This is a genomic window from Erythrobacter aureus, from assembly GCF_003355455.1.
GTDB lineage: Bacteria > Pseudomonadota > Alphaproteobacteria > Sphingomonadales > Sphingomonadaceae > Qipengyuania > Qipengyuania aurea.
Map to the genome: position 1 here is coordinate 2,539,558 of NZ_CP031357.1, position 25,103 is coordinate 2,564,660.

General features: G+C 63.7%; 23 protein-coding genes and 1 pseudogene. 9 read left to right on the top strand and 15 right to left on the bottom strand.

The annotated features are described in order from the left end of the window. Positions 1–101 precede the first annotated feature (101 nt). The 11 genes from DVR09_RS12475 to DVR09_RS12525 all read right to left on the bottom strand — a co-directional run bounded on the left by DVR09_RS12475 (position 102) and on the right by DVR09_RS12525 (position 9,633). Positions 102–1,535: an aldehyde dehydrogenase family protein gene (locus tag DVR09_RS12475; RefSeq protein ID WP_115417194.1), complete on the bottom strand. Its 1,434-nt coding sequence runs from the start codon at positions 1,533–1,535 to the stop codon at positions 102–104. A 49-nt stretch (positions 1,536–1,584) separates the two neighbouring features. Continuing rightward, complete coding sequence (locus DVR09_RS12480; protein ID WP_115417195.1) at positions 1,585–2,523, bottom strand: D-2-hydroxyacid dehydrogenase; 939 nt, start codon at positions 2,521–2,523, stop codon at positions 1,585–1,587. Next, positions 2,520–2,984, bottom strand: a complete 465-nt coding sequence (locus DVR09_RS12485; protein WP_115417196.1) for an RES family NAD+ phosphorylase — start codon at positions 2,982–2,984, stop codon at positions 2,520–2,522. The genes DVR09_RS12480 and DVR09_RS12485 overlap by 4 nt, the downstream gene beginning before the upstream one ends. Next, on the bottom strand, positions 2,984–3,295 hold the full coding sequence (locus DVR09_RS12490; protein ID WP_162814964.1) for a DUF559 domain-containing protein: 312 nt from the start codon (positions 3,293–3,295) through the stop codon (positions 2,984–2,986). The genes DVR09_RS12485 and DVR09_RS12490 overlap by 1 nt, the downstream gene beginning before the upstream one ends. 2 nt (positions 3,296–3,297) lie before the next feature. Next, a complete protein-coding gene (gene cysS, locus DVR09_RS12495) occupies positions 3,298–4,740 on the bottom strand; it encodes a cysteine--tRNA ligase (protein ID WP_115417198.1) in 1,443 nt (480 codons plus the stop codon). Positions 4,741–4,882: 142 nt separating this feature from the next. After that, positions 4,883–5,554, bottom strand: a complete 672-nt coding sequence (locus DVR09_RS12500; protein WP_115417199.1) for a nitroreductase — start codon at positions 5,552–5,554, stop codon at positions 4,883–4,885. A gap of 2 nt (positions 5,555–5,556) precedes the next feature. Beyond that, a complete protein-coding gene (locus DVR09_RS12505; RefSeq protein WP_162814965.1) occupies positions 5,557–5,967 on the bottom strand; it encodes a GNAT family N-acetyltransferase in 411 nt (136 codons plus the stop codon). Positions 5,968–5,975: 8 nt separating this feature from the next. Then, entirely contained in the window at positions 5,976–6,386 is a 411-nt protein-coding gene (locus DVR09_RS12510) for a hypothetical protein (RefSeq protein WP_115417201.1), read from the bottom strand. Beyond that, on the bottom strand, positions 6,386–8,209 hold the full coding sequence (gene cobT, locus DVR09_RS12515) for a cobaltochelatase subunit CobT (protein ID WP_115417202.1): 1,824 nt from the start codon (positions 8,207–8,209) through the stop codon (positions 6,386–6,388). The genes DVR09_RS12510 and cobT overlap by 1 nt, the downstream gene beginning before the upstream one ends. Continuing rightward, positions 8,210–8,872: a fructose-6-phosphate aldolase gene (gene fsa / locus DVR09_RS12520; RefSeq protein WP_115417203.1), complete on the bottom strand. Its 663-nt coding sequence runs from the start codon at positions 8,870–8,872 to the stop codon at positions 8,210–8,212. Positions 8,873–8,937: 65 nt separating this feature from the next. After that, a complete protein-coding gene (locus DVR09_RS12525; RefSeq protein ID WP_115417204.1) occupies positions 8,938–9,633 on the bottom strand; it encodes a DUF4197 domain-containing protein in 696 nt (231 codons plus the stop codon). 65 nt (positions 9,634–9,698) lie between these two features. Here DVR09_RS12525 and DVR09_RS12530 point away from each other — a divergent pair, with 65 nt between their 5' ends. Continuing rightward, on the top strand, positions 9,699–11,864 hold the full coding sequence (locus tag DVR09_RS12530) for a primosomal protein N' (protein WP_115417205.1): 2,166 nt from the start codon (positions 9,699–9,701) through the stop codon (positions 11,862–11,864). Here the strand turns inward: DVR09_RS12530 and DVR09_RS12535 are convergent. Continuing rightward, positions 11,861–12,286, bottom strand: a complete 426-nt coding sequence (locus DVR09_RS12535) for a winged helix-turn-helix transcriptional regulator (protein ID WP_115417206.1) — start codon at positions 12,284–12,286, stop codon at positions 11,861–11,863. The genes DVR09_RS12530 and DVR09_RS12535 overlap by 4 nt on opposite strands. Positions 12,287–12,327: 41 nt before the next feature. Between DVR09_RS12535 and DVR09_RS12540 the strand changes: the two genes are divergently transcribed. The 4 genes and pseudogenes from DVR09_RS12540 to DVR09_RS12555 all read left to right on the top strand — a co-directional run bounded on the left by DVR09_RS12540 (position 12,328) and on the right by DVR09_RS12555 (position 17,176). Continuing rightward, the gene (locus DVR09_RS12540) at positions 12,328–12,924 is read left to right on the top strand and encodes an FMN-dependent NADH-azoreductase (RefSeq protein ID WP_115417207.1); all 597 of its coding nucleotides are present in this window, start codon (positions 12,328–12,330) and stop codon (positions 12,922–12,924) included. Between the two features lie 34 nt (positions 12,925–12,958). After that, positions 12,959–14,508 (top strand): annotated as a pseudogene (locus DVR09_RS12545) (cryptochrome/photolyase family protein). A 246-nt stretch (positions 14,509–14,754) separates the two neighbouring features. Further along, complete coding sequence (locus tag DVR09_RS12550; protein ID WP_174223749.1) at positions 14,755–15,657, top strand: OmpA family protein; 903 nt, start codon at positions 14,755–14,757, stop codon at positions 15,655–15,657. A gap of 139 nt (positions 15,658–15,796) precedes the next feature. Then, positions 15,797–17,176 carry an NAD-dependent succinate-semialdehyde dehydrogenase gene (locus DVR09_RS12555; RefSeq protein WP_115417208.1) on the top strand — a complete coding sequence of 460 codons (1,380 nt, stop codon included), beginning with the start codon at positions 15,797–15,799 and terminating at the stop codon, positions 17,174–17,176. A 29-nt stretch (positions 17,177–17,205) separates the two neighbouring features. Here the strand turns inward: DVR09_RS12555 and DVR09_RS12560 are convergent, their stop codons facing one another. Together DVR09_RS12560 and ada are read right to left on the bottom strand one after the other, a co-directional pair. Continuing rightward, entirely contained in the window at positions 17,206–17,946 is a 741-nt protein-coding gene (locus DVR09_RS12560) for an isocitrate lyase/PEP mutase family protein (protein ID WP_115417209.1), read from the bottom strand. Continuing rightward, the gene (gene ada / locus DVR09_RS12565; protein WP_115417955.1) at positions 17,943–18,983 is read right to left on the bottom strand and encodes a bifunctional DNA-binding transcriptional regulator/O6-methylguanine-DNA methyltransferase Ada; all 1,041 of its coding nucleotides are present in this window, start codon (positions 18,981–18,983) and stop codon (positions 17,943–17,945) included. The genes DVR09_RS12560 and ada overlap by 4 nt, the downstream gene beginning before the upstream one ends. Positions 18,984–19,072: 89 nt before the next feature. Here ada and DVR09_RS12570 point away from each other — a divergent pair, with 89 nt between their 5' ends. Then, complete coding sequence (locus DVR09_RS12570; RefSeq protein ID WP_115417210.1) at positions 19,073–20,617, top strand: S1 family peptidase; 1,545 nt, start codon at positions 19,073–19,075, stop codon at positions 20,615–20,617. A gap of 449 nt (positions 20,618–21,066) precedes the next feature. Here the strand turns inward: DVR09_RS12570 and DVR09_RS12575 are convergent, their stop codons facing one another. Continuing rightward, on the bottom strand, positions 21,067–21,933 hold the full coding sequence (locus DVR09_RS12575; protein WP_234041444.1) for a TauD/TfdA dioxygenase family protein: 867 nt from the start codon (positions 21,931–21,933) through the stop codon (positions 21,067–21,069). A 169-nt stretch (positions 21,934–22,102) separates the two neighbouring features. Here DVR09_RS12575 and DVR09_RS12580 point away from each other — a divergent pair, with 169 nt between their 5' ends. The 3 genes from DVR09_RS12580 to DVR09_RS12590 are packed head-to-tail and all read left to right on the top strand — an operon-like array spanning position 22,103 to position 25,102. Then, a complete protein-coding gene (locus DVR09_RS12580; protein ID WP_115417212.1) occupies positions 22,103–22,657 on the top strand; it encodes a F0F1 ATP synthase subunit delta in 555 nt (184 codons plus the stop codon). Between the two features lie 12 nt (positions 22,658–22,669). Then, positions 22,670–24,199 (top strand): F0F1 ATP synthase subunit alpha, encoded by a 1,530-nt coding sequence (atpA, locus tag DVR09_RS12585; protein ID WP_115417213.1) that lies wholly within the window; start codon positions 22,670–22,672, stop codon positions 24,197–24,199. A 30-nt stretch (positions 24,200–24,229) separates the two neighbouring features. Continuing rightward, on the top strand, positions 24,230–25,102 hold the full coding sequence (locus tag DVR09_RS12590) for a F0F1 ATP synthase subunit gamma (protein ID WP_115417214.1): 873 nt from the start codon (positions 24,230–24,232) through the stop codon (positions 25,100–25,102). Position 25,103 lies beyond the last annotated feature (1 nt).

The window sequence follows — 25,103 nt, forward strand, 5'->3', positions numbered from 1 at the left end:
GCAACCCTAGTAGATCACATCGGCAAACGTCCGCAATGTCGTCGGTAACGGGACTACCGCTTTCAGGCGGCCAAAGCGAAACACTGCCCTCCCCGCCCCAATCACCCCCGCCGGATAACGAGGTTCCGGATTTCGGTCATGTCCTCCATCGCGAAGCGGATGCCCTCTCGGCCGAGCCCGGAATCCTTCACCCCGCCATAGGGCATGTTGTCGACCCGGTAGCTGGGGACGTCGTTGATCACCACGCCGCCGACCTGGAGCCGGTCCCAGGCGTCGAACATCTTGAACAGGTCACGCGTGAAAATGCCCGCCTGCAAGCCGAAAGTGGAACGGTTCACTTCGGCGAGCGCCTCGTCGAAGTCGGAGAATTTCTGCAGGATCGCGAGCGGGCCGAAGGCTTCTTCGTTCAGTGCCTTGGCATCCTTGTTCACGCCTTCGAGCAAGGTCGCCTCGAGCATGTTGCCCTCTCGCCCGCCGCCGGTGAGCAGGCTCGCCCCGCCCTCGACCGCCTCGTCGATCCAGCCCTTGAGGCGGCGCGCCTCGCCCTCGGAGATCATCGGGCCGATGAAGGTATCGCGGTCCTTGGGATCGCCTGCGATCAGCGACTTGGTCTTCTCGATCAGCATGTCCTTGAACCGATCATAGACATCCTCGTGAATCAGGATGCGCTGCACGCCGATGCAGCTCTGCCCGCTTTGATAGAAGGCGCCGAAGATAATCCGTTCGAGCGCATCGTCCAGATCGGCATCGTGGTCGACGATCACCGCGGCATTGCCGCCGAGTTCGAGCACGACCTTTTTCTTGCCGCAGCGCGCTTTCAAATCCCAGCCGACTCGGGGCGAGCCAGTGAAGCTCAGCAGTTTCAATCGTTCGTCCACCGTGAACAGGCCGGCCCCGTCGCGGCTGGCGGGCAGGATCGAGAAAGCGCCTTCGGGAAGGTCGGTTTCAGCCAAAATCTCGCCGATGATGAGTGCGCCGAGCGGCGTTTTGCTCGCGGGCTTCATCACGAAAGGGCAGCCGACCGCGATCGCGGGCGCGACCTTGTGCGCGGCGAGATTGAGCGGGAAGTTGAACGGCGAAATGAAGCTGCACGGCCCGATCGGATAGCGCTTCCAGATCGACTGATAGCCCCTCGCGCGCTGCGAGATATCGAGCGGCATGACCTCGCCATACAGGCGGGTCGACTCCTCGGCGGCGATCTGGAAGGTGTCGATCAGCCGCGTGACCTCGCCTTCGGAATCGTTGATCGGCTTGCCCGCCTCGACGCACAGGGCGTAGGCCAGCTCATCGAACCGTTCGCGAAACCGCGTGACGCAATGGTCGAGCACGGCCTTGCGCTCGTAACTCGCCAGCCGCGCCATGGGATCGGTGGCCCTGACCGCCCCCGCAATCGCCGCATCGATCACCTCGGGGCTGGCCAGCGCGGTGCGAAAGGCGACCTCGCCGGTGAACTTATCGGTTACTTCCAGATCGGTGTTGGGCTGCTCGGCTGTGTTGTTGAGGTAGAGCGGGTAGGTATCCTTGAGCGTGGGCATGGCGTCTCCTGTTCACCACCAGAACGGAGGCAGGCCAGCGGACGTTCCGTCAGTATCCGAGGTCGAGGTCCAGTTGCGGCTGAACCGGCTCTCCGATGCGCCAACGCTCTAGATTCTCGATGAAGCGATCGGCGCTGCGCTGGAACATCTTGGTCTGGGCTCGCCCGGAGAGATGCATGGTGACCTGCGCATTGTCGAGATCCCACAGCGGATGATCTTCGGGCAGCGGTTCAGGATCGGTGACGTCGAGCAACGCGGCCTCGATCTTCTGTTGCTGGAGCGCCGCGACCAGCGCCTCCTGATCGACCACGTCTCCGCGCGCGATGTTCACCAGCACGCCATTGGGCCGCATCGCGGCAAGTTCCATCGCCCCGATCATGTGCCGGGTCTCGGGGGTCGAGGGGACCGCCAGCACGACCCAGTCGAATTCGCCCAGCTTCTCGCGCCATTCGCCCGGCTTGAGCGCCCCTTCCGCACCCGAGCGGCGCACGGGCACGACCTTCATGTCGAACGCCTCGAGCCGGGCCTTCACCAATTGACCGATCGCGCCGAGGCCCAGCAACAGCACGCGCTCACCCGAAAGCTCGCGCTTGCCCGGGCTGTCGAGCAGCCATTCGTGCCGATCCTGCGCGCGCACGACCTCGCGATAGCCCTTGGCATGGGCCAGCATCAGCATGACGACATATTCGGCGATGGTGATGGCGTTGATGCCGACGCCGTTGGTTACCGTGACACCGCGTTCCTTCAACAGGTCGAGCGGCATGAAATCGAGCCCGGCATATATCGAATTCATCCACTTGAGACCGGTGGCGGCGCGCGCGATCTCCGCCATTGGTTCTTTCTCGTTCAGGTCGAACCAGCCGATCTCCGCCTCCGGCACATATTCGAGCGCCTGCTCCTTGCTGGCGAACCACAGCGGCTCGACCCAGTCAGGCAGACGCGGTTCGACCAGCGGGCGGATCAGGGCGGACAGGACGGCTTTGGTCATGGATTGCTCCGGTAGGTGTCAAGCATGGGAGGACGATGGAGACAGGCATCGAAGTCGAAAGGTCGAGTGACCAAGGGAGTAACCGTTCTCGCATCGGGATGGAGCGGGTTCATCATCACGATATCGCCTTCGGGAAGCACGCGCGATGCAATTGCGGCGAGCAGCGAGCGACGGTTGGCCAACCAGTCGGCGACCCAGGCGCGCACGGCGGTCTCGGCCGTGCCGGTTTCCGGTCCGCGTTCAGGCTCAGCATCGACCTCAGTCCAACCAAGCACGAAATCGTTCGGGCGCTCGCCACGATGCTCGGGAAGGTAGCGCAGCGCCACCAATACCGCGAGACCGGCTTCGGAAGCAAAATTGACCACAGGAACACCTGGTGGAGAATAGCGCGCGCCATGACGTTCCGGGCCAGAGCCGTCTAGCGCGACGAATGGCGCCCGGGTGAGGCGCCAGAGTTTCATCAAAGCCCGTTGGCGAAACGCGCCTTGCGTCTTGTCGCAATGTCGACGATCGCTGCGGCGACGTCGCTGGCATTGCGGCGCACATGGCTGGGCGGGACCTGCATGATGTCGACGCGGTGCTTTTCCTGCCAGCGTTCGCGCTCGCTGTTGTTCTTCGGCTTGAACGGATCGTCGTCGACTTCGATCGCGAGATGCGCCTCGGCACAATAGAGCGGGAGAACGAAACCCTCCGCCTCGTGATCACGGACGAATTGCAGGCCCTTCGGCGTATCCTTGAGATGCTGCCAGAGGAGAGTCTGCGGATCGGCCATGGTCAGAGCTTCCATTCCCAACCGAGGGGGTCGCCGTCCATCACCTCCACGCCTTTTTCCCCAAGGCTTTCGCGAATCGCGTCCGAAGTGGCGAAATCTTTGGCCATGCGCGCCTCCTTGCGACGAATCAGCTCTGCCTCGATTTCGGCCGCGGTGATCTGCGCGCCTTTCGGGCGGATGCGCAGATCGGTGCGCGTCAGACCGAACAGGCCGAGGCCGAGGACAGCGTCCATATCTTCGATTACCGCGCGCTTGATGCCCGCATCGACCTTCTTGACCGCAAGCGCCTCTTCGAGCGCGACCAAGGCAACGGCGGTGTTGAGGTCGTCCGAAACGGCCTCGGCGAATTTCGCGCGCATGGGGGCGAATTTCTGGTGCGAGGGATCGCCTGCGGGTGCGTCCTTCAACCGCTCTACCGCCATCACGATGCGCTTGAGCCGCGTGAGCGCGGCGCCCAGCCCCTCCCACGAGAACTCCAGCTCGCTGCGGTAATGCGCCTGCAGGCACATCATGCGGTAGGCGAGCGGGTGATAGCCCTTGTCGACCAGCAGTTGCAGCCGCAGAAACTCGCCCGACGATTTCGACATCTTCCCCGAGCGTTCGACGAGGAAGTTGTTGTGCATCCAGATCTTCGCGCCCGAATGGCTCGCATCGTCCAGCCCGCCAGTGCAGCAATAGGCCTGGTTCTGCGCGATTTCGTTGGGATGGTGGATTTCGCGGTGGTCGATCCCGCCGGTATGGATGTCGATGGGGAAGCCGAGCAGCTTCTCGCCCATGACCGAGCATTCGAGATGCCAGCCGGGCGCGCCCTTGCCCCAGGGGCTGTCCCATTCCATCTGCCGCGTTTCGCCCGCCGGGGTCTTGCGCCAGATGGCGAAATCGGCGGCGTTGCGCTTGCCCTCGACCGTGTCGATGCGCCCCTCGCCTTCATCCGTGACGGCGCGGGCAAGACGACCGTAATCCGCAACAGTCGAAACGTCGAAATAGAGCCCGCTATCGAGTTCGTAGCAGTGCTTGTCTGCGATCTTCTCGCCCCAGGCGATCATCGCCTCGACATATTCGGTCGCGCGCGGATGCTGTTTGGACTGGACGTTCAACCGCGCGAGGTCGCGTTCGAAATCCTCCTGATAGAACTTTGCGATGTCCCAGGCGGACTTGCCCTCCTTCGCCGCCATGCGCTCCATCTTGTCCTCGCCCTCATCCGCATCCGAGGTGAGGTGGCCGACATCGGTGATGTTGATGACGTGGGTGAGCTTATAGCCCTTCCACTGCAACACGCGCCCCAGCGTGTCGGCGAAGACATAGGCGCGCATATTGCCGATGTGCTGGTAATTATAGACCGTCGGCCCGCAGGAATAGACGCGCGCCTCGCCAGGGTGGACGGGCTCGAAGACTTCGATTGCGCGAGTCAGCGAGTTGAACAGCTTCAGCGGCGTGTCGGTCATGCGGGGCCTGATACAGTCACGTCATCGCAGCGCAAGACGGGATCGGGTGCAATCCATCACCGAACTGTTCTGCGGGAAGCGAGGCTGGACAATGGATTGCCGCGTCGCCTTCGGTTCCTCGCAATGACTGCGGGTTGGGTGGTCACCACCCTTCCCACCGCACGCTCTCGTCCAGCGGGGCGCGTTTGACGTCGAAATTGTTCACAGCCGCATCCGGGTCGCGGTAACCGATCGCCACTCCGCAGAAAAAAGTATGGTCCTCGGGGATGTCGACCACTTCACGGATCTGCGGGGAATAGACCGCCCAGGCTTCCTGAAAGCAGGTGTCGAGCCCTTCCTCGCGGCACAGCAGGCCGATGGTCTGCAGCCACATGCCGATATCGCTCCACTGCGGCGGCCCCATATATCTGGGCGTGTGGACCAGCATCAGCACCGGCGCCCCGAAGGCACGGAAATTGTTGGCGAACCACATCAGCCGCTTGCCCTTTTCCTCACGCGAGATTTGGAGCGCGCCATACATGTCCTCGCCCACCCCGCGGCGGCGCTGTTCATAGGCCCCGTCGAGCTCGGGCGGATAGACGTGATACTCGGGCGCAAAAGCCTCGCGCCCCTTGGGCAGATCCTGCGCGACACGCGCGAACAGGGTCTGCATCGGTTCGCCGGTGAGGACGATGCCGTGCCAGGGCTGCGTGTTGCCGCCGGAAGGGCTGCGTTGCGCCTTTTCGAGGATGCGGACGAGCACCTCGCGCTCGACCGGCTGATCGGTAAAGGCGCGGACGGAACGGCGGCTGGCTACGGCTTCGGATACGTTCATTCTTACTCCCATTCGAACACGATCGCGCCGCGCTCCTCAATATCTGAAAGCGACCGGTAGAAGGCGATTGCCTGCGCGTCATTCCCTTCGGCAGCAAGCCAGATCGGCCACAGGCCGTGCTCCCGGCCGTATTGCTCTACCGTGCGCATCAGACGCGTCGCAATGCCCCGCCGTCGATGGTCTTCATGCGTTGCAAGCTCGTTGACGAACAGGTGGGGTCGCTTGTCGGGATGGAGAATGCTGGTCGCGCTGACAAAGCCGACCGGTTGCCCTTTCACGATGGCAAGCCACAGGAACTCGCGTTCGCTGGCAAGAAAAGCGCGTGTCTGCTCGGGAAGCGGCTCATGGTCGAACAATTCCGCAGCGGCCTCGACAAGCGTTTCGTCGCCCGGCCCCAGCAAACGGATTGCCACCTCCGGTCTCATTCCGCACCGCTACTCTCGGTCGTCTGTCGCCATGCCAGCCACAGCGCCCAGACCATGCAAATCGCCACGACCACCAGGCCGAAGGCGATCAGAGGCAGGACGAAGCTGGCCTCGCCGTTGGTTGCGGCCTTGCCCTGCTGCAGCAATTCGATACGCCCGAAGACACTGCGCCAGCCGAAGCCGAGGTAGAAGCACCACGCGCCCGCCAGCAGACCGGCAGCGCTGCGAGGGCGCACGCGGAGCGAGGCGATGGCCCCGCCGAACATCAAGGCATTGCCGATGTAATCGACGATCAGGGCCTGGAGCGGCTGGCCCCATACCAGATGATACCAGGTTTCGAGCACGAAATGGACCGACGTCGCGAACAGCGAAAACCATGCAAGCGGTGTCTCGCTGCGATGCCTCATCACCCCTCAATCTCGAACAGATCGGCCAACTGCTCGATAATCGTGCCGCCAAGTTGCTCTACGTCCATGATCGTCACCGAGCGCTTGTAATAGCGGGTCACATCGTGCCCGATCCCGATTGCCGCCAGTTGCACCGGCGACTGCTTCTCGATCCAATCGATCACCTTGCGCAGATGGCTTTCGAGGAAGCCCGCCTGGTTGACGCTCAGCGTGCTGTCGTCGACCGGCGCGCCATCGCTGATCACCATCAGGATGCGGCGGTCTTCCGGGCGGGCGAGCAGGCGGTTGTGCGCCCAGAGCAGCGCCTCGCCGTCGATATTTTCCTTGAGCAGCCCCTCGCGCATCATCAGGCCGAGATTGCGGCGCGCGCGGCGCCAGGGTTCGTCGGCCTTTTTGTAGAGGATGTGGCGCAAATCGTTGAGCCGCCCCGGATTGGCGGGGCGGCCATCGGCAAGCCAGGCCTCGCGGCTCTGCCCGCCCTTCCAGGCGCGGGTGGTGAAGCCGAGGATTTCGGTCTTCACCCCGCAGCGTTCCAGCGTGCGCGCAAGGATATCGGCGCTGATCGCGGCGATGCTGATCGGCCGCCCGCGCATCGAACCCGAATTGTCGATCAGCAAGGTGACAACCGTGTCCTTGAACTCGGTGTCGCGCTCGATCTTGTAGGAGAGCGCATGGCCCGGGCTGACGACCACGCGGGTGAGCCGCGCGGCATCCAGAAGCCCCTCTTCCTGGTCGAAATCCCAGCTCCGGTTCTGCTGCGCCATCAGGCGGCGCTGCAGCCGGTTGGCGAGCCGGGTGACAACGCCCTGGAGGCCCGCAAGCTGGCTGTCTAGATAGGTACGCAGCCGTTCGAGTTCCTCGAAATCGCACAGCTCGGCCGCCTCGATCTCCTCGTCGAACTTGTCCGTGTAGGCCTTGTATTCGAAGGTTTCGGGGAAGTCCGTCCACGGGCGGTTCGGGCGGACGGGCTGCATGCCCTCCTCGCCATCGTCCGACGGATCGCCATCGGACATTTCCTGTTCGCCCTCGACCTCCTGATCGGCATCGCCCTCGGCCTCGCCGTCGCTGAGCTCGCTGCGTGCATCGGCGGCCTCGGGCTCGGCGCCGCCCTCGTCTTCCTCGTCGCTTTCCTGATCCTCGGGGTTTTCGCCCTCCTCCTCGTCGCCGTCCTCGGCGTCGGTCGGATCGGGACTGTCAGGCAAGGTGAGATCGAGATGGCGGAGCATGTCGAGCGTCAGGTTCTGAAACGCGCGCTGGTCGTCGAGCGCCTCCGCCAGCCCTTCCATATCGGTGCCGATCTTCGCGAGGATATCCCCGCGCACCAGATCGACGCCTGCGCGGGCGCGCTCGGGCACGGCCTCGCCGGTCAGCGCCTCGCGCAGCATCAGCGAAAGCGCGGTCGGCAGCGGCACCTCGCTCGCCTCCTCCGCCCGCACGATGGCATCGGCGGCGGTCCGCAGCTCGACCGCCGAATTGAGGTTGTCGCGAATCCCCGCATAGCGGTTCGATCCGATCGCCTCGTAGCGGACCTGCTCGATCGCATCGTAGCAGGCGCGCGCGATCGGTTCGGGCGGCGCGCCCTTGCCGTGCAGCGCCTCGTTATGGTGGCGCAGGCGGAGCGAGAAACTGTCGGCGAAACCGCGCGCCTCGATCGCCTGATCGCGCGGCAGATTGCGGCCCGGCAGCGGCACGCGGAAATTCTTGCCGCTCTGTGCCGGGGCGTCAGCACTCCAGGCGACTTCGACTTCGGGTTCGTGCGCAAGTGCACGGGCAGCACCGGTCAGCGCCTGCTTGAAGCGATCGAGGGGAGTCTGTTCGGTCACTTAGGCGGTAGGAATCGACTGGCCGGTCTTTTCCCAATCCTTGAGGAAACCCTCGATCCCCTTGTCGGTCAGGACATGCTTGAACAGCCCCTTGATGACTGCGGGCGGCATGGTCGCGACATCGGCGCCGATCCGCGCGCTTTCGAGCACGTGAACGGGATTGCGGATGCTGGCGACGAGGATCTCGGTCGTGAAGCCGGGATAGTTGTCGTAGATCAGGCGGATGTCGCGGATCAGCGCCATGCCGTCGAAGCCATTGTCGTCGTGACGGCCGACAAAGGGCGAAACGAAGGTCGCCCCCGCCTTGGCCGCGAGCAACGCCTGGTTGGCGGAAAAGCACAGCGTGACGTTGACCATCGTGCCATCCGAAGTGAGCTTCTTGCAGGTCTTGAGCCCGTCGATCGTCAGCGGCACCTTGATGCAGACATTGTCCGCGATCCTGCGCAGCGTTTCGGCCTCTTTCATCATCGTTTCATGATCGAGCGCGACCACCTCGGCGCTGACCGGACCATCGACGATATCGCAGATTTCCTTGGTCACCTCCATGAAGTCCCGCCCCGATTTGGCAATCAGCGAGGGATTGGTGGTAACGCCGTCGAGCAGGCCGGTATCGGCCAGTTCCCTGATGTCGGCGATGTCGGCGGTGTCGACGAAGAATTTCATGTGTGTGCGGCTCCGGAAGGAAAATGCGATTCCCGGCAAGCCTTAGCGATGCTGTCGCGGTGCGGCTAGTACCCCGCACCGGTACCGAACACACCGATGATCAGCGGATCGCGCGTGGCCTGCGGATCGCGGCGGATGGCAGCTTCCTCCACGCCGATCTCGCGCCAGATGGTGTCGTCGATATTGGTTGCAAAGCGATTCGTCGCACCGGCGAGATCGACTCCGGTGAGGCCCCGCAGCAGCTCGCCAACCAGTGGATCGCCAGCCACGCGCATCGCGGTGCCGAGTTCGGGCACCATCGCCTCGACCAGCGTGGTGCCCATCGATACGCGCAAAAAACTGGTTGCCGCTGTCGGCCCGCCGCGCACGAGATCGATGGCGTTCTGGACGCCGATGGTGCGCACCGCATCGGTCACCAGCGGGGCCGCGCGCTCGGCACCTTCATAGGCAATATCGGCAAAGGCATCTTCCAGCCGACTCTTGAACAGCGCCGAAGTGAGGATGCGGGTCATCACATCGCCACGCGTGCCGAGCAGATTGCCCAGCCCAAGCTGCGCGACCTGCTGGTCCCAGAAGCCGTCGCCCTGCAGCATGCGGCCGAAGGCGCGCTCGCTCGACAGGAAGAGGATGCGCTGAACTGCATCGACCATGCCGAAGCCGGGCAGGCTTGCGCAGCCGGGCAAGGCCAGCAACCCGCCGCCTGCGGCCAGACCGCCAAGGACAGCGCGCCGGTGGGTGGGTTTCACGAGAATATCGGTCATATCGTTGCTCCTCACTGTATCCCACCCTTGTTTCGCACGCCTGCCGCCGCCCATATGGCTCGGCCATGAACCGCGTGCGCTGCCTCGTCCTCAATGCCGCTCTCGGCCCCTTGGATTACAAGGTGCCCGAGGGTCTGTATGTCGAGCCCGGATCGGTGGTCGAATGCCCGCTTGGGCCGCGCACTGTGATCGGGATCGTCTGGGAAGCTGAACGGCTGCCCGGCACCGAGGTTCCGGCAGAGAAGCTGCGGAACTTGAGGGGATTGCTCCCGATCCCCCCGCTCTCCGCGCCGCTGCGCCGCCTGATCGAATGGACAGCCGATTACTATGTCGCCTCGCTGGCCAGCGTGGCGCGCATGGCGCTGTCGTCGGGCGGTGCTCTCAAGGGTCCGGCCACCATGACCGAATATCGCCTGACCGGCGGCATGCCCGAACGCATGACCCCGCAGCGGGAAAGGGCAATGGAAGCGCTCGAGGGAGAGCAGGCCAACATCCGCGAACTGGCGGGTATCGCCGGGGTATCCGAAGCCGTCCTGCGGGGCCTCGTCAATCAGGGTGTGCTCGAGCCGGTCGAGGTCGATTGCGACCGCCCCTATGACGCGGCCCGCCCCGATTTCGCCCATGTGGAACTCAGTGCAGAGCAGCGCGCGGCCTCGGACATTCTCGCCGAGGCCGTTCGCAAGGCGGAGTTCGCCCCCTTCCTTCTCGACGGGGTGACCGGATCGGGCAAGACCGAGACCTATTTCGAGCCCGTCGCCGAGGCGCTCGATATGGGACGGCAAGTACTCGTGCTGCTGCCCGAAATCGCCTTGACGGAGAATTTCCTCCACCGCTTCGAAGAGCGTTTCGGCGCATCGCCCGTGCTGTGGCATTCCTCGCTTAAATCAACCGAGCGCCGCCGCGCCTATCGCGCGGTCTCCAACGGTTCGGCGCAGGTCGTCGTCGGCGCGCGTTCGGCCTTGTTCCTCCCCTTCGCGCAGCTCGGCCTGATCGTTGTCGACGAGGCGCATGAGACCAGCTTCAAGCAGGAAGACGGCGTGCGCTACAATGCCCGCGACGTCGCGGTGATGCGGGGGCATTTCGAGAAGGTGCCGGTGGTTCTCGCCAGCGCAACGCCAGCGCTCGAAAGCCTGCAGATGGCCGAGAGCGGCGTCTATACCAAAATCGACCTGCCGAGCCGGTTCGGCGGGGCACAATTACCCAGCATCGACACGATCGACCTGACCGAGGAAATGCCCCCGCAGGGCATGTGGCTTGCCCAACGCCTGGTCGACGGGATCGAGGAACGACTGGAGCGCGGCGAACAGTCGCTGCTGTTCCTGAACCGCCGCGGCTATGCGCCGCTGACGCTGTGCCGCAATTGCGGCTTTCGCTATCAATGCCCCAATTGCAGCGCCTGGCTGGTCGAGCATCGCTTCACCAATCGTCTGGCCTGCCATCATTGCGGGCACGAAGCCCCCGCACCGCAGGCCTGCACCGAATGCGGCGAGCCCGATTGCCTCGTCGCCTGCGGCCCTGGCGTCGAGCGCATTGCCGACGAGGTGGCTGAGCGACTGCCTGACGCGCGGGTTTTTGTCGCCACCTCGGACACGCTCAATTCGCCCGGACGTGCGGCGGAGTTTATCGCCGCTGTCGAGGCGTGCGAGATCGACGTGATCGTGGGCACACAACTGGTCACCAAAGGATTCCACTTTCCGGAGCTGACGCTGGTCGGGGTGGTCGATGCCGATCTGGGCCTGGAAGGCGGCGATCTGCGCGCGGGCGAGCGGACCTATCAGCAGGTGGCACAGGTCGCGGGGCGCGCGGGGCGCGGATCGAAACCGGGCGAGGTGCTGATCCAGACACGCCATCCCGAAGCGCCGGTGATCGCCGCGCTCGCCGCCGGAGACCGCGACGCCTTCTATTCCGCCGAAACCGAGATGCGGCGCGAGGCGGGCGCCCCGCCCTTCGGGCGTTGGGCAGCGATTATCATTTCGAGCGAGGACGATGCCGAAGCGCGCGAGGCCGCCAACCGCCTCGGCGCCTTCCGCCCGCAGGTTGCCGAATGCGTGATCCTCGGCCCTGCGCCAGCCCCGATGGCGCTCCTGCGCGGCCGTTACCGCTACCGATTCCTCATCAATGCGCGGCGCAGCGTGCACTTGCAGGACGTGATCCGCCACTGGCTGCGGCAGGTCGACCACCCGCCCGGCGTGCGCGTGGCGGTGGACATCGATCCCTACAGTTTTGTTTAGTCCTGCTCGCCGTCGAACACCGCACGGGCGGCTTCGACCCTGCCGATGTTGGCGATCGCCCAATTGCCGAGCCGTGCGACGGGATCGCATAACGACTCGCCGAGCGGCGTCAGCGCGTAGTCCACCCGCGGCGGGACGCTCGGCGTGACCGTGCGGCTGACGAGGCCGTCGCGTTCTAGCAGGCGCAGCGTGCGCGTCAGCATGCGCTGCGAGATGGCTGGAATGTCGCGCCTCAACTGATTGAAGCGGCGCGATCCGCCTTCCAGCGCCATCACCACGCGCACCGACCACTTGTCTCCCACGCGCGCGAGGATATCGTTCACCGCGGAACATTGCGGCGCGTCGTGGACTTCGAGGGTTACACCGGTGTCCCTATCTGACGGCAAAGTGCCTTCTTGCGCGGGACGGGTTGCAGTTTCCATATGGCCTCCAGGTTATCAAGAGTAACTACGGAGATACTTGAATGCAAATCCTTCGCATCGACAGTTCGACCACGGGCGATCAGTCCATCAGCCGCAAGCTTACCGGTGAGCTGCTGGCACATTTCACTGCAAAGCATCCCGACGCCAAGGTCGTCACCCGCGACCTTGTGGCCGAGCCCCTGCCGCATATCGACCCGATCACAACCAGCGCGATCCGCACTCCGCCCGAGACGCACGAGGAGGCGGTCGAGGCCGCCTATCCGGAACAGAAGGCGGTGCTCGACCAATTCCTCGCCAGCGACGTCGTGATCGTCGGCGCGCCGATGTACAATTTCTCGATCCCGAGCCAGCTCAAGGCCTGGCTCGACCGGCTGGGCGTGCCGCGCGTGACCTTCCAGTATGGCGAAAACGGACCCGAAGGCCTCGCCGGCGGTCGCAAGGTCGTGGTCGCCTCGGCACGCGGCGGCGAATATTCGAACGACCAGATGGCCGAGAACCAGGAAAGCCTGCTGTCGACGTTCTTCGGCTTCATCGGCGTGGACGACCTCCACTTCGTCCGTGTCGAGAAAGCGGGCTACGGCCCCGATGCCATCGCGGCAGGCATGGAAGCGGCGAAGCAGGAAATCGCCGCGCTGTAAGGCACGAATGGACGGGCCGGGCATTGGAAAAACCATGTCCCGCCCCGTCCTCGTTCCCATCCTCGGCGACCAACTGACCCGCACCCTCGCCTCGCTTCGCGGGCGGACCAAGGACGACACCGTCATCCTGATGATGGAGGTCTGGGACGAGGCGACCTACGTCAAGCACCACAAGCAGAAGATCGTCCTGATCTTTTCCGCCATGCGCCACTTCGCCGAAGAATTGCGCGAAGCGGGGTGGACCGTGGATTACGTCAAGCTCGACGATACTGACAACGCCGGCAGCTTCACGGGCGAGGTCGCCCGCGCTATCGAGAAGCACTCTCCGCGCCTCGTGAGCGTGGTCGAGGCGGGCGAATGGCGGGTTCGCGAGGACATGGACCAGTGGGCCGACAAATTCGACTGCGAGGTCGACATCCTGCGGGATGATCGCTTCGTCTGCTCGCAGGCCGAGTTCGACGAATGGGCGGAAGATAGGAAGGAACTCCGCATGGAGTTCTTCTACCGCAAAATGCGCCGCAAGACCGGCCTATTGATGGATGGCGACAAGCCCGAAGGCGGCGAGTGGAATTACGACAGCGAGAACCGCAAGCCGCCCAAGGAAGGCTTGTCGGCTCCCGAACGGCCCAAGTTCGAGCCCGATACCATCACGCAGGAATGCATCGAACTCGTGGAAGAGCGCTTCGGCGACCACTTCGGCAGCCTCGACACTTTCCAGTGGCCCGTCACCCGCGAGGAAGCCGAGGAAGCCGCCGATGCCTTCTTCGCCGAGCGGATCGAGTGTTTCGGCCCCTATCAGGACGCGATGGTCGCGGGCGAGGACGACCTGTTCCACTCCATGCTCTCGACCAGCATCAATCTCGGTCTGCTCGATCCGTTGGAGCTGTGTCGGCGCGCGGAGAAGGCGTATCAAGACGGCAAGGCCCCGCTCAATTCGGTCGAGGGTTTCATTCGCCAGATCATCGGCTGGCGTGAATATGTGCGCGGCTTCTACTGGCACCAGATGCCGCAACTGCAAAAGGCCAACGCCCTGAATGCCCAGCGCGGTCTGCCCGAGTTCTACTGGACCGGCGAAACCGACATGGCCTGCCTTGCCGATTGCATCCGAACCACGCGCGACAATGCCCATGCGCATCATATCCAGCGGTTGATGGTGCTCGGCAATTTCGCGCTTCTGGCAGGCATCAGTCCGCGCGAGGTGCAGGACTGGTATCTGGTCGTCTATGCCGATGCCTATGAATGGGTCGAACTGCCCAATGTCGCCGCGATGATCCTCTATGCCGATGGCGGCAAGCTCGCCTCCAAGCCTTATGCAGCCAGTGGCAATTACATCAACAAGATGAGTAACTACTGCTCGGGCTGCATATACTCGCCAGCCAAGAAGACCGGCGAAGGCGCCTGCCCGTTCAACCCGCTCTATTGGCATTTCATGCACCGTCACCGCGATCGCCTAGAGAAGAACCACCGCATCGGCCGGATTTGGATCGCATGGGCGATGAACGCCAGCAGGACTATCTCCGCAGCGCCGACGTGTTCCTTGACTCGCTCGAACCGGCCCGGCCCGGATGGGCGCGAAAGGACTGACGGTTCGGAAAACGGCTCGTCGCAGTGCTCCCTCGCGCCATCCGCCTTCGTCACTATTTCGCCGTAATTGTTCATCCGACCGACAGGTTCGGATCGACAACCGGCGCGCAGCTGCGGCCCCAAAGCCGCTCGTTCACATCATGGGGACCGGAGACGGTTCACCATTCCGCTCGCGCAAGGCTCCCGGCGCCTTTTCTTTTCAGCCGTATCGGTCGCGTGGCGGGATCACGAATGAGGAGTATACAGATGAACGCATTTTCCACCGGCACAGCTACGTTTGCCGCAATCGGTCTGCTAGCCGCCCCGGCAATGGCGCAGGAGCTTGAAGCGCAAGCGAGCTATGACGACCGGCAGGGTGAAGTTCTGACGACCGTCACCGGCCATACGCCCAGCGATCTTTCGGACATGCCCGAAGGCCCCGAATTCGAAGGCGTCATCTCGGCCCGCAAGGACAACAAGATTCAGATCACCGGCATCGATGGTACGCGCACCGTGGTGGCCATAAGCCCGGCGACGGAAATCCGCAGCAGCGGCGGCTTCCTCGGTCTCGACAAAGACGCGCTGACCGAGGCCGACCTGCTCAACGGCTTGCCGGTGGATGTCGAGACGGTCGAGTGGGCCGATCGCGGTCTGATTGCCACCAAGGTGGCGGTCAAATCGCGTGATCTCAAAACCGCGCAAATGATCCACACCGGAACCGACCAGCGCTTTACCGCCAATGAAGCGGCAACCGAGGCATTGCGCGGCCGCGTCGCCAATATCGACGAATACAACATCAAGGGCACGACCAACGTCTATTTCGACACGGCCAAGTACAACCTCTCGCAAGAAGCGCGTTACGAGCTGTGCCAGACCGCCCAGCAGGCGCAATCGACCGACAATGCGCTGCTGCTCGTGGTCGGTTACACCGATTCGGTCGGCGACTATGAATATAATCAGGAACTGAGCGAAAAGCGTGCCACGCGCGTCGTGAACTTCCTCCAGCAGGAATGCGGCTGGAAGCCCTATCGCATGATGGTTCCCACCGGCATGGCCGAGGCCGACCCGGCAGCCGATAACACGACCGAAGCCGGCAAGGCGCAGAACCGCCGCGTGGCGGTGAACATCCTCGTCAGCAAGAGCGTCGACGGGATGCAGGCCGGGCTCTGACCGGACCGGGTGGTTGCAGTTTGTGGGACGGGCGAGCCTATCGCCCGTCCCTTTTTTGCGCGCGTCGTCATAGGGGGTGTCGCCGGAACGTCGAGGCGTCTCGACCCTTTCCATTGCAAGGCAGATAGGAAAGGGCCTCATGTCCGATATAACCACCGTCAATCCCGCCACCGGCGAAGAAATCGCAACTTACAGCAGGCTTTCGCGCGAAGAAGCCTGCGCTGCGGTCGACAAATGCCACGCCGCCTTCGAGCAGTGGCGCCTGCGCAGCCTCGACGATCGCGCACAGGTGATCAAGAATCTCGGCAAGGCGCTGCGCGACCACAAGGAAGAGCTCGCCCGGCTGATGACCGAAGAGGTCGGCAAGCTGATCGGCGACAGCCGCGACGAGGTCGAACTGTGCGCCGCGATCTGCGACTATACTGCCGCCAACGGCCCCAGGGAACTGGCCGACGAGCAGCGCGATCCGAACAATGCGGGGCGCGGTATCGTCACCTATTCGCCGATCGGTGTGATCTATGGCGTCCAGCCGTGGAATTTCCCCGCCTATCAGGTGATCCGCTATGCCATTGCCAATCTCATGACCGGAAATGGGGTAGTGCTGAAACACGCATCGAACTGCACCGGCAGCGGGCTCAAGATCGCCGAGATCTTCGCCGAAGGCGGCCTGCCCGAAAACCTGTTCACCGTGCTCGTCATCGATCACGATACCTCGGATGCGATCGTCGAACACGACAAGGTTCGCGGCGTGACGCTGACCGGCTCGGATGGCGCGGGCAAACATATTGCGGAAGCGGCGGGCAAGGTGCTCAAGCCGCTGGTGCTCGAACTGGGTTCGAACGATGCCTATCTCGTGCTGGAAGATACCGATATCGACAAGGCGGCGGAGGTCTGCGCGCGGGCGCGGCTCTACAATAACGGCCAGACCTGCATCAACGGCAAGCGGTTCATCGTGACCGACAAGGTCTATGACGCCTTCCTCGAGAAATTCGTCGCAAAGTTTGAGGCGACCAGGATCGGCGACCCGCTGGCCGAAGACAGCGATATGGGGCCGATGGCGCGCAGGGACCTGCGCGAAGACGTGCAGAAACAGGTCGACCAGTCGGTCGAGAAGGGTGCCCGAATCGCCTGCGGCGGCGAAATCCCGGACGGCCCCGGCGCCTTTTACCCCGCCACCGTGCTGGTCGATGTCGCCCCCGGACAGCCTGCCTATGACGACGAGATTTTCGGCCCCGTCGCCAGCGTCATCCGCGCCAAGAACGATGAAGACGCGATGCGGCTCGCCAATGACAGCCGCTACGGTCTCGGCGGCGGGATATTATGCGGCGATACCGATCGCGCGATCGAGCTCGCCAAGACGCATTTCGACACCGGAATGGTGTTCATCAACACCTATGGCGTGGCCGATCCCTCGATGCCGTTCGGCGGGGTGAAGAATTCCGGCTACGGGCGCGAACACGGCGGCTTCGGCATCAAGGAATTCGCCAATGCCAAGGCGATCTTCGTCGGCGCGGAGTGACGCCTGGCCGCCGGCGGACGCCAAGGCTATCAGGTGTAGATCGCCCTGGCATCCTCGGCCAGCTTCTCCATGGCCCAGCCCCAGGGCTGATGCCCGTAACTGATCCGCGCCACGCCCAAATCGGCAAGTTCCGCGGTCGTCCCGCGGCCCGGCGCCCACAAGACGTTGACCGGCAGGGACGCCCCTTCGCAGATCGCGCGAATGGTCGGATGATCGCCGAGGAAGGGGACGAACAGGCTCCCTGCCCCGGCTTCGGCATAGGCCCTCGCGCGGGTCAGCACGGCCTCGATCATCTCGGGCGAATAGTCCGCCGGGTCGACGCCGCGATAAACGTCGGTACGGGCATTGACATGAATGCCGGTTGCTGCGGCTGCAGCGACACGCTCGGCCGCCACGTCTACGGATAGCAGTTCGGTTTCGCCCGGCATCCGGTCCTCGATGTTGATGCCCGCGGCACCAAGATCGAATGCCTTGCCGACAGATCGGCCCACCTCAGCGGGCGTATCGCCATAGCCTGCCTCCATGTCGATCGTGACCGGCAGGTCGGTAACCGTGAGAATGCGGCGCAAATTCTCCAGCACGATATCGAGCGGAAGTGTCTCGCCATCCTTGAAGCCATTGGCTTCGGCCACGCCGTAGCTGCCCGTTGCGATCGCACTGGCCCCCGCTTCGGCGACGGCCCGCGCGCTGCCCGCATCCCAGATATTGTACAGCACCAGCGGTTTGCCTGGCACATGCAGCGCCCGGAATTGCTCGATCTTGCTCGTCATTTCGTTTCCCTTCTCAGCAGCTCGGCTTTGATTTCTGTGCCATAGGCATAGCCGCCCAGCCCGCCATCGGCAGCGATCACGCGGTGGCAGGGGATCAGCACGGCGATGTTGTTCGCCCCATTCGCGCCGCCGACCGCGCGGCTCGCCTTGGGATTGCCGAGTGCGGCGGCGAGTTCGCCATAGCTACGCGTCTCACCCGCCGGGATTTCGCGCAGCGCCTGCCACACGCGTTGCTGGAAAGCGGTGCCCTTCACGTCGAGCGGGATCTCTGCGGTGGTGGCATTGACGGGCTGCTCGACCGCGGCGGTGGCCTGTTCGAACAGCCTGCGGAACTCATCGCCCGCTTCGACCAGCGCGGCATTGGGGAAACGCGCGCGCAGCTCCTCCTCGCCCTCGTCGAAAGAGAGGCAGCACACGCCCTTTTCGGTCGCGGCGACAAGCATGCTGCCGAGCGTTGTATCGACGAGCGTCCAGTGGATGATGCGGCCCCTGCCCCCATCGCGCCAGTCGCTCGGCATCATGCCCAATCGTCCTTTCGTATCGTCATAGAAGCGCGAGGCGGAGCCATAGCCTGCTTCGTAAATCGCGCCGGTCACGCTATCGGCCGCGGCCAGCGCATCGCGCGCCCGCTCTTCGCGCAGCGCGCGGGCATAGGCGGCGGGCGACAGCCCGATCGCGCGCTTGAACACGCGCTGGAAATGAGTCGGCGAATAGCCGGTGAGCTGGGCCAGCGCCGCCAGCGAAGGCGCGTCCTCGGCGCCGCGAATTTCGTCGATCGCCGCCAGCACCGCCGCCTCGTCGCGTCCGACATCGTCCGGCAGGCAGCGCTTGCAGGCGCGTAGCCCCGCCGCACGCGCCGCCGCGCCATCGGCGAAGAACCGCACGTTCCCGCGCGATGGATGCCGCGCCGCACAGGAGGGGCGGCAATAGATGCCAGTGGTCAACACACCGGTCACAAAGCGCCCGTCGAAGGCGCGATCGCGGCGCAAGACGGCTGCCCAGGCTATATCGTCGGTGATCGTCACGATATTCTCCATAGCGTAAATGCAATCCTTTTGCGCGCCGATCGACTGCCTCGCATCCCGCAGCTTGCGATCAAAGCCAATGATCGTCACAAGGCGCGCAAATGAGACGCCTCCCTGCACTTCTCGCCGCGCTTCTCGCACTAATCGCTCCCGCGCTCGCGCTGGCCGAACCGGCCGACATCGACGCTGCCGCGCGCGGCGTGGTGCGCGTGGTCATTATCGGCGAAGACAATGGCGAACTGCTTCCGATCAGCCACGGGACCGGTTTTGCCGTTGCCGCCGACCGGGTCGTCACCAATGCCCATGTGGTGCGCGATGCGCTGCGCGATGGCGAGCTTAGAATCGGCATTATTCCGAGCGGCGGCGGCGAAGCCGTCTATGGCCAGGCGCTGGCGGTGAGCGCGCGCAACGATCTGGCGCTGATCCGCATCACCGGCGATTTGCGCCTGCCCCCGCTTGCCCTGGCCGGCGGCGCACCGCCCGACAGCGGCGAAGTCACCAGCGTGGGCTATCCGATGAATGTCGACCGGGCGCAGGGGCTGGATTTCAACGACATCTTCCGCAGCCAGCCGCCGGTGAAAAGCCGCGGCTTCATTTCGGGCGCGCGGCCTAGCCGCCAGTTCGACACCATTCTCCACACGGCACCCATCGCACGCGGCAGTTCGGGCGGTCCGCTGCTCGATCCCTGCGGCCGCGTGGTGGGGGTGAACAGCTTTGGCGCGGACAGCGATGGCGGCGATGCGGAGTTTTTCTTCGCGGTATCGAACCGCGAAATGGTGCCTTTCCTGCGCGCCAACGACGTCGAGCCGCGCGTCAACAGCTCCGCCTGCCGCTCCATGGCCGATCTCGACGCGGCCGAGCGCGAGCGGTTGCAGCGCGAACAGATGACCGCGCGCGCCGATCTCGCGCAGCGTTTCGAAGCGCAGCGCGAAAAACGCGAACGCGCCCTCCTCGAAGCCGAACAGGGGGTCATGACCGAACGCGAAGATCGTCTGTTTCTCTCGATCGTCCTGCTGCTGATCGCCTTCGGCCTGGGGCAATGGGCCATGGCCTTGTGGCGGAAAGACGAAGAAGAGCGCGACGAAACCCGCCTGAGAATGGTCGGGGGGGCAGCCGCCGCAATCGTGCTCGCCGCGCTTGCCGCCTATCTCACCCGCCCCGGCCTCGACGAAATCGACCGCCGTGTCGCCGCCGTCATGCAGGCCGGGGAGGATGATCCGGAAGAGGCGGGGATGTCTGCATCGGGCGATCTCGCGCTGACATGCACTCTCGTGCCCGAACGCAGCCGGGTCACCAGTGCCCAGGTCGAAGACATAGAATTCGACTGGACCGCAGACGGCTGTGTCAACAGCCGAACGCAATATGGGTATTCGGGGGGCATCTGGAGCCGCGTTTTCGTACCCAATTCCGAAGACGCGGTGTCGGTCAACAGCTTCGACCCCGACCGACGCATCTTCCGTACCGAACGCTATCTTCTGTCGCGCAAGGCCATGAACGAGGCCCGCGAGGCGCGCGGCAAGTACGAGGCCCCCCAATGCGGGGTCGAGGGTGCAGCATCGCGGCTTGGCGACATGCAGGCCGAAGTTCTCGGAAAACTACCGCAACAGGCAAATGAGAGATTGGTGTACGAGTGCATTTCGAAATAGCATCGGTTTCGGTGGAAAATGGGCCAGAGATCTTGAGAACAGAAAGCTAACATCCTATATTGCATGTAGTCCTCACAAGAGGGGATCGAATGGAGGCCTGATTTGCAAGGTTTTCTGAAGTTCCCGACTTTGTCGCAAGCGTGCCAGCGTTTGATGGCTTAGCCAAACCGGGGATAACTGAGTAAACAGTGAATTGGTGGAGCCAAGAGCCCCGGGTGACCGGCCAAGTTCTTTGCTCACCACCACCAAAGGGAAGCTGGCACTGAACTTTGGCAAAAGGCAATGATCGGTTTGGAGAGGTTCCGAGCCCTTAATCCTTGCCAAGTAGATAAGCTGGGAGGTCGCGGCTAAGCGACTGACAGAGCGGCGCCATCGGACGATGGCCTTCCCGCAAAATCAGCCCGACAAAGGCGACCTCCTACTCACCTCAGTCTGATGGATTGGATGCCTCACGCAGCCAGCGGTTCGCCGGTCAGCGTGATGCGGTGCATCTCGCGGGCATGGCCCTGATAATCGTTCATCGCCAGATGCCAGGTCGTGCGATTGTCCCAGATCGCCACCGAACCCGGTTCCCACGCCACGCGGCAGGTATTGTCCGCCGCCGTGGCGGCCGCGTAGAGTTTCTGTAGCAGCGGCAGGCTCTCTTCGCGGCTCCGCCCGACGATGTTCACCGTGAAGGCGCTATTGACGTAAAGCAGTTTGCGGCCGGTCTGCGGGTGACGGATCACGATCGGGTGCCTCGCGCCGGTCTTGAGCGCCTGGCCGCGCAAATCGCCGCCCATGTCGGTCTTCGCATAAAGCCCGCCCTCGTCATATATATGGTCGGCGGTGTGATAGGCCTCGAGCCCTTCGATCTCGGTCTTGAGATCGTCGGGCAGCGCGTCATAGGCTTCGCCCATATGCGCCCATAATGTGTCGCCTCCGCTCGGTGGAAGAGTCCGCGCGACCAGGATCGAGCCCATGGCCGGCACTTGATCGTAGGAATGATCGGTGTGCCATCCGCCGCCGATATTGGTGACCTGATCGGCGCGCTTCTTGACCACGGCGATTTCCGGATGTTCGTCGGTCAGCGGAAAGTAATTGTTGATGTCGATCCCGCCCCAACGCCTGGCGAAGGCAATATGCGCTTGCGGAGTGAAATCCTCCTGCCCGCGAAACAGCGCAATTCCGTGAGTGTAGATCGCATGCCTGATCGCATCGAGCGTTGCCCCGCCCGCCTCGGCCAAACTCACCCCTGTAATCTCGACCCCGCATTTCGGGGCCAGTGCCACCATCTCCATTGCCTCTCTCCCCTGCGAATGGTTGCTTTGTGCCACGCAATCTACGCCCCTTACAGGCGGAGTCCAGATTCCCTAGCCGGACTCGGCTTGCCATTGACGGGGGGCTTTGCTAGGCGCGCGCCGACCTTGCCGGGCGACTCCTGTCTGCCCAACTCGGCAAGGATCGCACAGACTTTTCTTCCGGACCCGAGAGGACCTCAAGCGCGTGGATATTTCCGCCGGTATTCAGGCTAGCCTGGCAGGGCGTTACGCTTCGGCCCTGTTCGATCTCGCTAGCGAAAACGGAACCGTGACCGCAGTCGAATCGGACCTCGACAAGGTCGAGGCCGCGCTCGCCGAATCGGCCGAGCTCGCCGCCGTCACCACCAACCCCAAGGTTTCGCGCGATGCCGCGCAGAAGGCACTGTGGGGCGTCTCCGCCATTCTCGGCGTGTCCGAGCTGACGCAGAACTTCCTCGGCGTGCTGGCGCAGAACCGCCGCCTGTCGCAGCTGCCGCAGGTAATCCGCGCTTTCCGCGCGATCGCCGCCGCCCAGCGCGGCGAAGTGACTGCCGCAGTCACCAGCGCCCACGCGCTGACCGATGCGCAGCTCGATGCGCTCAAGACCAAGCTGACGGCCCGCGAAGGCCGCACGGTCAAACTTTCTACCAAGGTCGATCCCGAGCTCCTCGGCGGCCTCGTCGTCACCATCGGATCGAAGCGCATCGACGGCTCGATCCGCACCCGTCTCAATTCGCTTTCCCAGGCCATGAAGGCTTAAAGGACAAAACTCATGGATATCCGCGCCGCAGAAATCTCCAAGGTCATCAAGGACCAGATCGCCAATTTCGGTACCCAAGCCGAAGTCAGCGAAGTCGGTACCGTGCTGTCGGTGGGTGACGGTATTGCCCGCATCCACGGCCTCGACAACGTCCAGGCCGGCGAGATGATCGAATTCGCCAACGGCGTTCAGGGCATGGCGCTGAACCTCGAAGCCGACAATGTCGGTGCCGTTATTTTCGGTTCCGACCAGGAAATCGGCGAAGGCGACAGCGTAAAGCGCACCAACACCATCGTGGACGTCCCCGTCGGCAAAGGGCTGCTCGGCCGCGTGGTCGACGCTCTCGGTAATCCGATCGACGGCAAAGGCCCGATCGAAACCACCGAACGGCGCCTGGTCGAGCAGAAGGCTCCCGGCATCATCCCGCGTGAATCGGTCAGCGAACCGGTGCAGTCGGGCCTCAAGGCCATCGACGCCCTCGTTCCTGTTGGCCGCGGCCAGCGCGAACTGATCATCGGCGACCGCCAGACCGGCAAGTCCGCCGTCGCGATCGACACCTTCATCAACCAGAAGGAAGTCAACGCTTCGGACGATGAAGGCAAGAAACTCTACTGTATCTACGTCGCCGTCGGCCAGAAGCGCTCGACGGTCGCGCAGATCGTCAAGCAGCTCGAAGAAAACGGCGCGATGGAATACACCATCGTCGTCGCCGCGACCGCTTCGGAGCCCGCTCCGCTGCAGTATCTCGCGCCCTACACCGGCGCCGCGATGGGCGAATTCTTCCGCGACAACGGCATGCACGCGGTGATCGTGTACGACGACCTTTCGAAGCAGGCCGTCGCCTACCGCCAGATGTCGCTGCTGCTGCGTCGTCCTCCGGGCCGCGAAGCCTATCCGGGTGACGTGTTCTACCTCCACAGCCGCCTGCTCGAGCGTGCGGCCAAGATGAACAAGTCGCAGGGTGGCGGCTCGCTGACCGCGCTGCCGATCATCGAAACGCAGGCAGGCGACGTGTCGGCTTACATTCCAACCAACGTGATCTCGATCACCGACGGCCAGATCTTCCTCGAAACCGACCTGTTCTACCAGGGCATCCGTCCGGCGATCAACGTCGGCCTGTCGGTCAGCCGTGTGGGCGGTGCCGCCCAGACCAAGGCGATGAAGAAGGTTTCGGGCTCGATGAAGCTCGACCTCGCGCAGTATCGCGAAATGGCTGCCTTCGCTCAGTTCGGCTCGGACCTCGACGCCGCGACGCAGAAGCTGCTCAACCGCGGTGCGCGCCTGACCGAGCTGCTCAAGCAGCCGCAGTTCTCGCCGATGCCGTTCGAAGAGCAGACCGTGTCGATCTTCGCCGGCACCAACGGCTATATCGACGAAGTGCCGGTCGACCGCGTGACCGACTACGAGGCCCAGATGCTGAGCTTCATGCGTGCCGAACACGCCGATGTGCTCGAAGAGATCCGTACTACCGGCAAGTTCGAAGACGACACCAAGAACAAGGTCGTCGACGCGCTCAAGACCTTCGCCAAGCAGTTCGCCTAAGCCCACGAGACACGAAGATAGGGAGCCGAAATGGCTAGCCTCAAGGAACTCAAGGGCCGGATCAACTCGGTCAAATCGACCCAGAAGATCACCAAGGCCAAGCAGATGGTCGCGGCGGCCAAGTTGCGCCGTGCGCAGGCGGCTGCCGAAGCCGCGCGTCCCTATGCCGAACGGCTGGCGGGCGTGATGGCCTCGCTCGCCGGCAAGGTGAGCGGCGACAGCGCACCCAGGCTGCTTCAGGGCACCGGTTCGGACAAGCGCCACCTGCTGGTCGTGGTCAACACCGACAAGGGCCTGTGCGGCGGTCTCAACGCCAATATCGTCAAGGCCGCCAAGGCCAAGGCATCGAAGCTGATCGGCGAAGGCAAGGACGTCACCTTCTACCTCGTGGGCAAGAAGGGCCGCGCCCCGATCAAGCGCGACTACGCTGAGCGGATCGAAAAGCACTTCGATACCTCGAACGTGCGTCAGCCGGGTTTCGAGGAAGCCGAGACCATTGCCGACGATCTGATCGAACGTTTCGAGAAGGGGGAATTCGACGTCGCCCACCTCGTCTACCCGATCTTCAAGTCGGCGCTGGCGCAAGACCCGACCGTCGACCAGCTGATCCCCGTCCCCTCGCCCGAAGGCGAAGGCACCGGCGGCGATGCCGTGGTCGAATATGAGCCGGGCGAAGAGGAAATTCTCGAGGAGCTGCTTCCGCGCTACGTCAAGACGCAGCTATTCGGTGCGCTGCTGGAACGCGAAGCCTCCGAACAGGGCGCCTCGATGACCGCGATGGACAATGCCACGCGCAATGCGGGCGATCTCATCAACAAGCTGACGATCCAGTACAACCGCAGCCGCCAGGCCGCGATCACCACCGAACTCATCGAAATCATTGCCGGCGCCGAAGCGCTGTAAG